This window comes from Pseudomonas sp. P867, from assembly GCF_019891455.1.
GTDB lineage: Bacteria > Pseudomonadota > Gammaproteobacteria > Pseudomonadales > Pseudomonadaceae > Aquipseudomonas > Aquipseudomonas synxantha_A.
Window position 1 is genome coordinate 425,405 of record NZ_JAFLXB010000005.1, and the last position, 6,471, is coordinate 431,875.

At 57.7% G+C, this 6,471-nt stretch carries 6 protein-coding genes, 1 tRNA gene and 2 pseudogenes; 7 read left to right on the top strand and 2 right to left on the bottom strand.

All coding sequences use genetic code 11. The features are described 5' to 3' along the window. Positions 1 to 38 precede the first annotated feature (38 nt). Positions 39 to 851, top strand: coding sequence for an iron-containing redox enzyme family protein (locus J1G33_RS12575; RefSeq protein WP_223018178.1), 813 nt, complete (start codon positions 39 to 41; stop codon positions 849 to 851). A gap of 21 nt (positions 852 to 872) precedes the next feature. Here the strand turns inward: J1G33_RS12575 and J1G33_RS12580 are convergent, their stop codons facing one another. Together J1G33_RS12580 and lldD are read right to left on the bottom strand one after the other, a co-directional pair. Beyond that, on the bottom strand, positions 873 to 1,799 hold the full coding sequence (locus J1G33_RS12580; RefSeq protein WP_223018179.1) for a GGDEF domain-containing protein: 927 nt from the start codon (positions 1,797 to 1,799) through the stop codon (positions 873 to 875). 408 nt (positions 1,800 to 2,207) lie between these two features. Continuing rightward, positions 2,208 to 3,344: an FMN-dependent L-lactate dehydrogenase LldD gene (gene lldD / locus J1G33_RS12585; protein WP_223018180.1), complete on the bottom strand. Its 1,137-nt coding sequence runs from the start codon at positions 3,342 to 3,344 to the stop codon at positions 2,208 to 2,210. Between the two features lie 100 nt (positions 3,345 to 3,444). Between lldD and J1G33_RS12590 the strand changes: the two genes are divergently transcribed. From J1G33_RS12590 to J1G33_RS12610, 6 genes and pseudogenes are all read left to right on the top strand, one after another. Then, complete coding sequence (locus J1G33_RS12590) at positions 3,445 to 4,341, top strand: LysR family transcriptional regulator (RefSeq protein ID WP_032880168.1); 897 nt, start codon at positions 3,445 to 3,447, stop codon at positions 4,339 to 4,341. Positions 4,342 to 4,401: 60 nt separating this feature from the next. Continuing rightward, a tRNA-Asn gene (locus J1G33_RS12595) sits at positions 4,402 to 4,477 on the top strand. 118 nt (positions 4,478 to 4,595) lie between these two features. Beyond that, the gene (locus J1G33_RS12600) at positions 4,596 to 5,483 is read left to right on the top strand and encodes a ParA family protein (protein ID WP_223018181.1); all 888 of its coding nucleotides are present in this window, start codon (positions 4,596 to 4,598) and stop codon (positions 5,481 to 5,483) included. Beyond that, positions 5,480 to 5,857: pseudogene (locus J1G33_RS27865) on the top strand (DnaB-like helicase N-terminal domain-containing protein); the annotation flags it as partial. The gene J1G33_RS12600 and the pseudogene J1G33_RS27865, both read left to right, overlap by 4 nt. A gap of 45 nt (positions 5,858 to 5,902) precedes the next feature. After that, positions 5,903 to 6,316: pseudogene (locus J1G33_RS12605) on the top strand (STY4526/YPO1902 family pathogenicity island replication protein); the annotation flags it as partial. A gap of 18 nt (positions 6,317 to 6,334) precedes the next feature. Beyond that, positions 6,335 to 6,471 (top strand): transposase (locus tag J1G33_RS12610; protein WP_223018185.1); only part of this gene is annotated, 137 nt, incomplete at its 3' end.

The following is a 6,471-nucleotide window of genomic DNA, read 5'->3' on the forward strand; positions in this document are numbered from 1 at the left end:
GCTGGTCTGTAAAATCACACTTAAAAAGGAGCCCTACAGTGATCGACACATTCAACAGAACCGGGCCGCTTATGGAAGCCTCGAGTTACCCAGCCTGGGCGCAGCAATTGATCCAGGCCTGTAGCGAGAGCAAGCGTCGGGTTGTCGAGCACGAACTGTATCAGCGTATGCGCGACAACGCCCTCAGCGCCAAGACCATGCGCCACTACCTCATTGGTGGTTGGCCGGTGGTGGAACAGTTTGCTTTGTACATGGCGCAAAACCTGACCAAGACCAAGTTCGCCCGCCACCCGGGTGAGGATATGGCGCGACGTTGGCTGATGCGCAACATTCGCGTGGAACTCAACCATGCGGATTATTGGGTGAATTGGGCGCGTGCCCATGGTGTCAGCCTTGAAGAGCTGCAAGCCCAGGACGTGCCGCCGGAATTGCATGCACTGAGTCATTGGTGCTGGCACACCAGCTCGGCGGATTCGTTGATCGTCGCGATTGCCGCCACCAACTATGCGATCGAGGGGGCGACTGGGGAGTGGTCTGCCGTGGTCTGCTCTACCGGTGTGTATGCCGACGCCTTCCCCGAGGAAGATCGCAAGCGGGCGATGAAGTGGCTGAAGATGCACGCCCAGTACGACGACGCCCACCCGTGGGAAGCCCTGGAAATCATCTGCACCCTGGCCGGGAACAACCCTGGCATGGCCCTGCAGGAAGAGTTGCGCCAGGCAGTATGCAAAAGCTACGACTACATGTACCTGTTCCTGGAAAGCTGCATGCGCCTGGAGAACGTCGAGAAAGACAAAGAGAAGGCGCCAGCCATTCGCGAGCGCTCGGTGCGCGTTGCCAGCGAGGCGTGATGTAAACGTGATGGCGGGGACTTACCCCGCCATCGCCAAGCGGTTGCGGCCTTCGCGCTTGGCCACGTACAGCGCGTTGTCTGCCCGGCGCAGCAGGCTTTCAGCCGATTCGGCCGCCAGCAGCGTCGAGCAACCCAGGCTCACCGTCAATTCGACCCGCGTGCCTTCCACCCAATAGTCCTGGGCTTGTGCCGCCTGGCGCAAACGCTCACCGACCATCTTCGCTGCATCGCGTCCGGTGTTGGACAGCAGGATCAGAAACTCTTCCCCGCCAAACCGAAATACCATGTCGACGTTACGCAACTGGTGTTTGATCGCCCCCGCCACGGTGCGCAGCACGCTATCGCCGGCGGCGTGACCATGGGTGTCATTGATTCTCTTGAAGTGGTCGATGTCCAGCATCAGCACGGATAAGGGGTGCAGATGCCGCCTGGCCATGTCGATTTCCCGTTGCAGCGTCTGATCCATGCCCACGCGGTTACCGGTTTCGGTCAGCGAATCGCGCAGGGCGCTGCGGGTGGCTGCACGGTAGAGCAGGGCGTTACGCATCGGATACAGCAACGTCACCAGCAGGGATTCGAGCTGGCTCAGTTCCTCGTCGATCAACCGTTGGTTGCGGCGAAACACCAGTTCCCCAAGGTGCTCGCCTTCGTGGCTCAAGGTGTAGCTCACCGAATGGTGGCCACGATGACCGAACTCGAGGCGCAGGTCGCTGGCGGCATGGCGATACTGCAACGCGTCCAGCGGCACCAGGCGTTGTATTTCGCGAAAGAACAGGCCGAGGATGCGCTCCGGCTCCAGGCTGGTTTGCAACTGTTGGCTCAGTTGCTGGCACAGTTCGCTCAGGGTTGCGGGGCGGCGTGGACGCAGGGAAGGTTGACCAAATCCCAGGCGCTGCAATTTGGCAGTGTCGAAGTCAATCGCGTTGGTCTGGGTGGGTGTTTTCATAAGCGGGTGGCCTCTAAGCACTTGGCTGTCTTACAGGCGGGATGAGGGCGGCAAGTGCCAGGCGTCTTACTGTTCCTTCAGTTCCGTAAAACATGAGGAGCAGTTTAAACCGCTTTGCATTGAGTTATAACCCCGAGGCACGTGCCGCACGTCTTGTCATCACTTAACCTGCTTGGCAAGTGTTACAGCGAGATTCGTGCCAAAGCCGTTTTGTTTTAAAAAGTTCTTATAAATCAAAAGACTGTAATTAAAGCAAAAATTATCTTTTAATTAATGGCGCCAGTTATTTGGCTGGTATGGGCCGGCGTTGCAGCCGACCCGTTCAACTTTAATGTCACGGTGGTTCGCGTTGTTTGTCGCGAACAAACAACGTCTGAAATAAACCTCACATAAATGACACCGCCTTCATCACGGCTGGACCAGCGTCGTGCGGTCGATCTGCGCGATGGAAGTGACGCCGGTCAGCGTCATGGCCACGTGCATTTCCTTGGCGAAGATATCCAGCACGTTCTCTACCCCACGTTGGCCTTCGGCGGCCAGCGCATAGGTGGTCGCGCGCCCCAGCAGGCACGCCTTCGCACCCAGGGCGAGCATACGCACCACGTCGAGCCCGGAACGAATGCCGGAGTCCACCAGCACGGTCAAGTCATCGCCCACCGCGTCGGCAATCGGCGGCAACGCCTTGGCGGTGGACAGCACGCCGTCGAGTTGGCGGCCGCCATGGTTGGACACCACGATACCGTCGGCACCGAAACTCACCGCATCCCTGGCATCCTGGGGGTCGAGGATGCCCTTGATGATCATCGGGCCTTTCCAGAATTCGCGGATCCACTCCAGGTCTTTCCAACTGATCGACGGGTCGAAGTTGTTGGCAAGCCAGCCAATGTAGTCCTCCAGATGGGTGGGTTTGCCCAGGTACTTGGAGATATTGCCCAAGTCGTGGGGGCGGCCCATCAAGCCCACATCGAATGCCCATTGCGGCTTGGTGACCGCCTGCAGCATGCGCCGCTGCGCCGCGTACGGCCCGGACATGCCCGAGTGCGCATCGCGATAGCGTGCGCCGGGTGTGGGCATATCCACGGTGAACACCAGCGTGGTCACGCCGGCCGCCTGAGCTCGCTCCAGCGCATTGCGCATAAAGCCGCGATCCTTGAGCACATAGAGCTGGAACCAGATCGACTGCGGGCTCTGCGAGGCCACTTCCTCAATTGAACACACCGACACCGTCGACAGGCAGAAGGGGATGTTTTTGTTGGCAGCTGCCTTGGCCGCTTGCACTTCACCGCGTCGCGCATACATGCCGGTCAGGCCGACCGGGCTAAGAATGACCGGCATCGCCAGTTCCGTGCCGAACAAGTTGGTGCTCAGGCTCAGGCTGTCGACATTGCGCAGGATGCGTTGGCGCAGGCTGATCTCGGCCAGGTCCGAACTGTTGGCGCGCAACGTGTGCTCAGCGTAGGCGCCGCCGTCGATGTAGTCGAACAGAAAGCGCGGCAACTTGCGCTTGGCCGCAGCGCGGTAGTCGGAAGCGGACGAGATGATCATCGACGGTGTCTCCACAGGGCAAAGTGCTACACGATAAGCAAAGTTGTGACATGATAAAAACAACTTTTATCACTGCTATCCAGTCGCAAAAGGAATACTGATGAACCTGCGAACATTGCGTGCGTTTGTCGAAGTGGTGCGCCAGGGTGGGTTCTCCCAGGCGGCCGAGGTGGTAGCGTTGACCCAGTCTACCGTCAGCAAGGCGATCAAGACGTTGGAAGACGAGCTGGGTACGCCGTTGCTCAACCGCCTCGGCCACAAGAACGAGCTGACCGCCGCCGGTGAAATCGCCTACCGCCGCGCCTTGGTGATACTCGCCGAACGCAACGACCTGATGGCTGAAATCAACGACCTGCGCGGTCTTACACGCGGCGTACTACGCATTGGCCTGCCGCCGGTGGGGTGCGGGGTGCTGTTTGCCGCCATGTTCGCCACGTACCGCAGCCGTTACCCGGACATCGACATTGAACTGACCGAGTACGGCAGTAAAAAACTGCGTGAATGCCTGGAAGCCGGGGAGGTCGATCTGGCCGCACTGCTGTTGCCGGTGGACGAAGGCTTTGACTACCAACCGGTACGCAACGAACCCCTGATCGCAGTACTGCCCATCAGCCATCCACTGGCCCGACGCAAGCGCATCGACTTCACCGACCTGGCGGACTCGCCGTTCATCCTGTTCGAAGCCGGTTTCGCCCTCAACGCCAAGATTCTCAGCGCGTGTGAGCGCAAAGGTGTGACCCCGAAAGTCACCGCCCGTAGCGGGCAGATCGACTTTATCGTCGACCTGGTCACCGCCGGCCTGGGCGTTGCCTTCCTGCCGCGAATGCTGGCGCACAAGCACCAACACGCCGGCATCGCCTTGATCCCCCTGGACGAACCCCACACCGACTGGCACATCGCCCTGGCCTGGCGCGCCAGCGCCCACCTGCCACCGGCGGCACGGGCCTGGCTGGATCTGGCGGCGGAACCGGCGTTTTCAAGCGGTCATGGCGGGTAATTGAAGCGAATGTAACGCAAAGCTTGACTTCTTCTTTTTAATCAGTAACATACGGCGCATTCCGCGATAGCTCAGTTGGTAGAGCAAATGACTGTTAATCATTGGGTCCCTGGTTCGAGTCCAGGTCGTGGAGCCAGATAGAGAAAAGCCTGCAGAGATGCAGGCTTTTTTCGTTCAGGGCGTTTTTGCCTGACAATCATATAGCGTGACTTTTATGAAGCTGCCTCTAATCCATCGATTCAGAGGCAAGCAGTATGAAAATCGCAGCGATCGTTTCAACCAAGGGCGGACCGGGTAAAACCACGGTAGGCGCCAATCTAGGTGCGTTCTGCGCCGATGCAGGTCTTCGAACCCTACTCATTGATCTTGATAACCAGCCATCGCTGTCGTCGTTTTACGCGCTATCGCATGAAGCGCCAGGCGGCACCTATCAACTGATCGCGAATAATGAGACCCGGGCCGACCAGATCATCTCCCAGACCTGCATTCCCAATCTCTCGCTGATTCACTCCAATGACCCGTTCAACCAATTGAGCAATCTGCTTTTGCACGCAGCTGACGGCCGTCTTCGTCTCAAAAATTTGATGCCGGCATTTGAACGCGACCTTGATCTGATTTTGATCGACACCCAGGGCGCGCGCTCCATCCTCTTGGAGATGGCGTTGCTGGGTGCCCAAATGGCTATTTCTCCCATCACGCCGGATATGTTGACTGCTCGAGAGTTTCACCGCGGGATGCTCCAGCTCTACCGGGATCTTGAGCCGTTGGCAGCGCTTGGTGCTGTGACGCCACCGCTGAATGTGGTGATCAACAAGCTTGACGCAACGAATGATGCAAACCTGATTTATTACTCTTTAGCCGAGACTTTTTCCGACCATCCCCATGTTCAGATGGTCCGCACAACAATCCCGGCGGCGGTGAGTTTTCGTCGTGCCGCCACTGAAGGTATTCCCGCTCACCGATTGGAGTATCGGTTGCCCACACACCGACGTTCACCAACCGCATTCAAGGTCATCAAAGACCTCTCCATGGAGCTGTTTCCCGAGTGGCGTATGAAGTTCGAAGCGCTGAGTGAGGAGCGTCTGAGCCAGAACGTGTCGTTGCTATCGAAGAGGGCGACCCTGGGGAGAGCAGCAGTATGAGCGTGCTTGATCTAACCCCACCTCATTCAGTTGAGGCCGAGCAAGGCGTTCTCGGTGGTCTGATGCTCGATAATTCCAGATGGGATCTCATTGCAGACCTCATTACCGCGGACGATTTTTTCAGGCGTGATCATCGTCTGATTTACCAGGCGATCGAGAAACTTGCTGCGCGCGGTTCACCGATTGATGTGGTGACCGTCCTCGAGTCAATGGACGAGCCAGATGAAGTAGGAGGCCTGAGCTACCTAGGAGAGTTAGCCAAGAACACTCCTTCGGTTGCCAATATCTCGACCTACGCCGCCATCGTTCATGAGCGCTCCCATCTTCGTCGGTTGGTCATGCTCGGATACGAATGCAGCCGCGAAGCTTCCTCGAAGATACTCATTGACCCACTATGCATGGGGGTTCTGGTCAACTCACCGGTACCCTGGTTCAAGGTTGTCGTGGATGGCGTTGCAGTAAGACGAGTACTCGCACACGCAAAAAACACTGAGGAGGATGAACTGATCAATCGAGCGATACTGCTTGGGGCAAGTTCTCCGATGATTCTTGAGCTTTTCGGGCTTCCGTCCAAGGAGTCATCAATCAGGCGGGAGATTCTGGGCGTACCACAACGTAGGGGGCGTTGGCCCCATGTTGGACCTGAGGATGAGGCAATTCTTTGGAAGCATTGGGTCAGCCTCACCAAAGAGTTGGGGACTGATCTAAGGGATCCCCGAGCGGTCTTTGATGTGGCAATGATAATGGCCGAGCGTGAGCGTAGTTTGAACCTCGCGATTATCTGGAGCGTGAATCGCCCCGGGTTTCGTAGACACCTCCATGCCTTAAACTGAGGCCAATCAGGAGGTGCCATGAGCAACCCACGTTATCCCGAAGCATTCAAAATCCAAGCGGTCAATCAAGTGACCGAAAAGAAGCTTCCCGTCGCTGACGTAGCGGCGCGTCTTGGCGTGTCGACGCATAGCCTCTATGCCTGGATAAAGCGCTA

Excerpts from the sequence above, each read along its gene's own strand:
- J1G33_RS12580 (WP_223018179.1), bottom strand. The coding sequence starts at position 1,799 with ATGAAAACACCCACCCAGACCAACGCGATTGACTTCGACACTGCCAAA.
- lldD (WP_223018180.1), bottom strand. The coding sequence starts at position 3,344 with ATGATCATCTCGTCCGCTTCCGACTACCGCGCTGCGGCCAAGCGCAAG.
- J1G33_RS12590 (WP_032880168.1), top strand. The coding sequence starts at position 3,445 with ATGAACCTGCGAACATTGCGTGCGTTTGTCGAAGTGGTGCGCCAGGGT.
- J1G33_RS12600 (WP_223018181.1), top strand. The coding sequence starts at position 4,596 with ATGAAAATCGCAGCGATCGTTTCAACCAAGGGCGGACCGGGTAAAACC.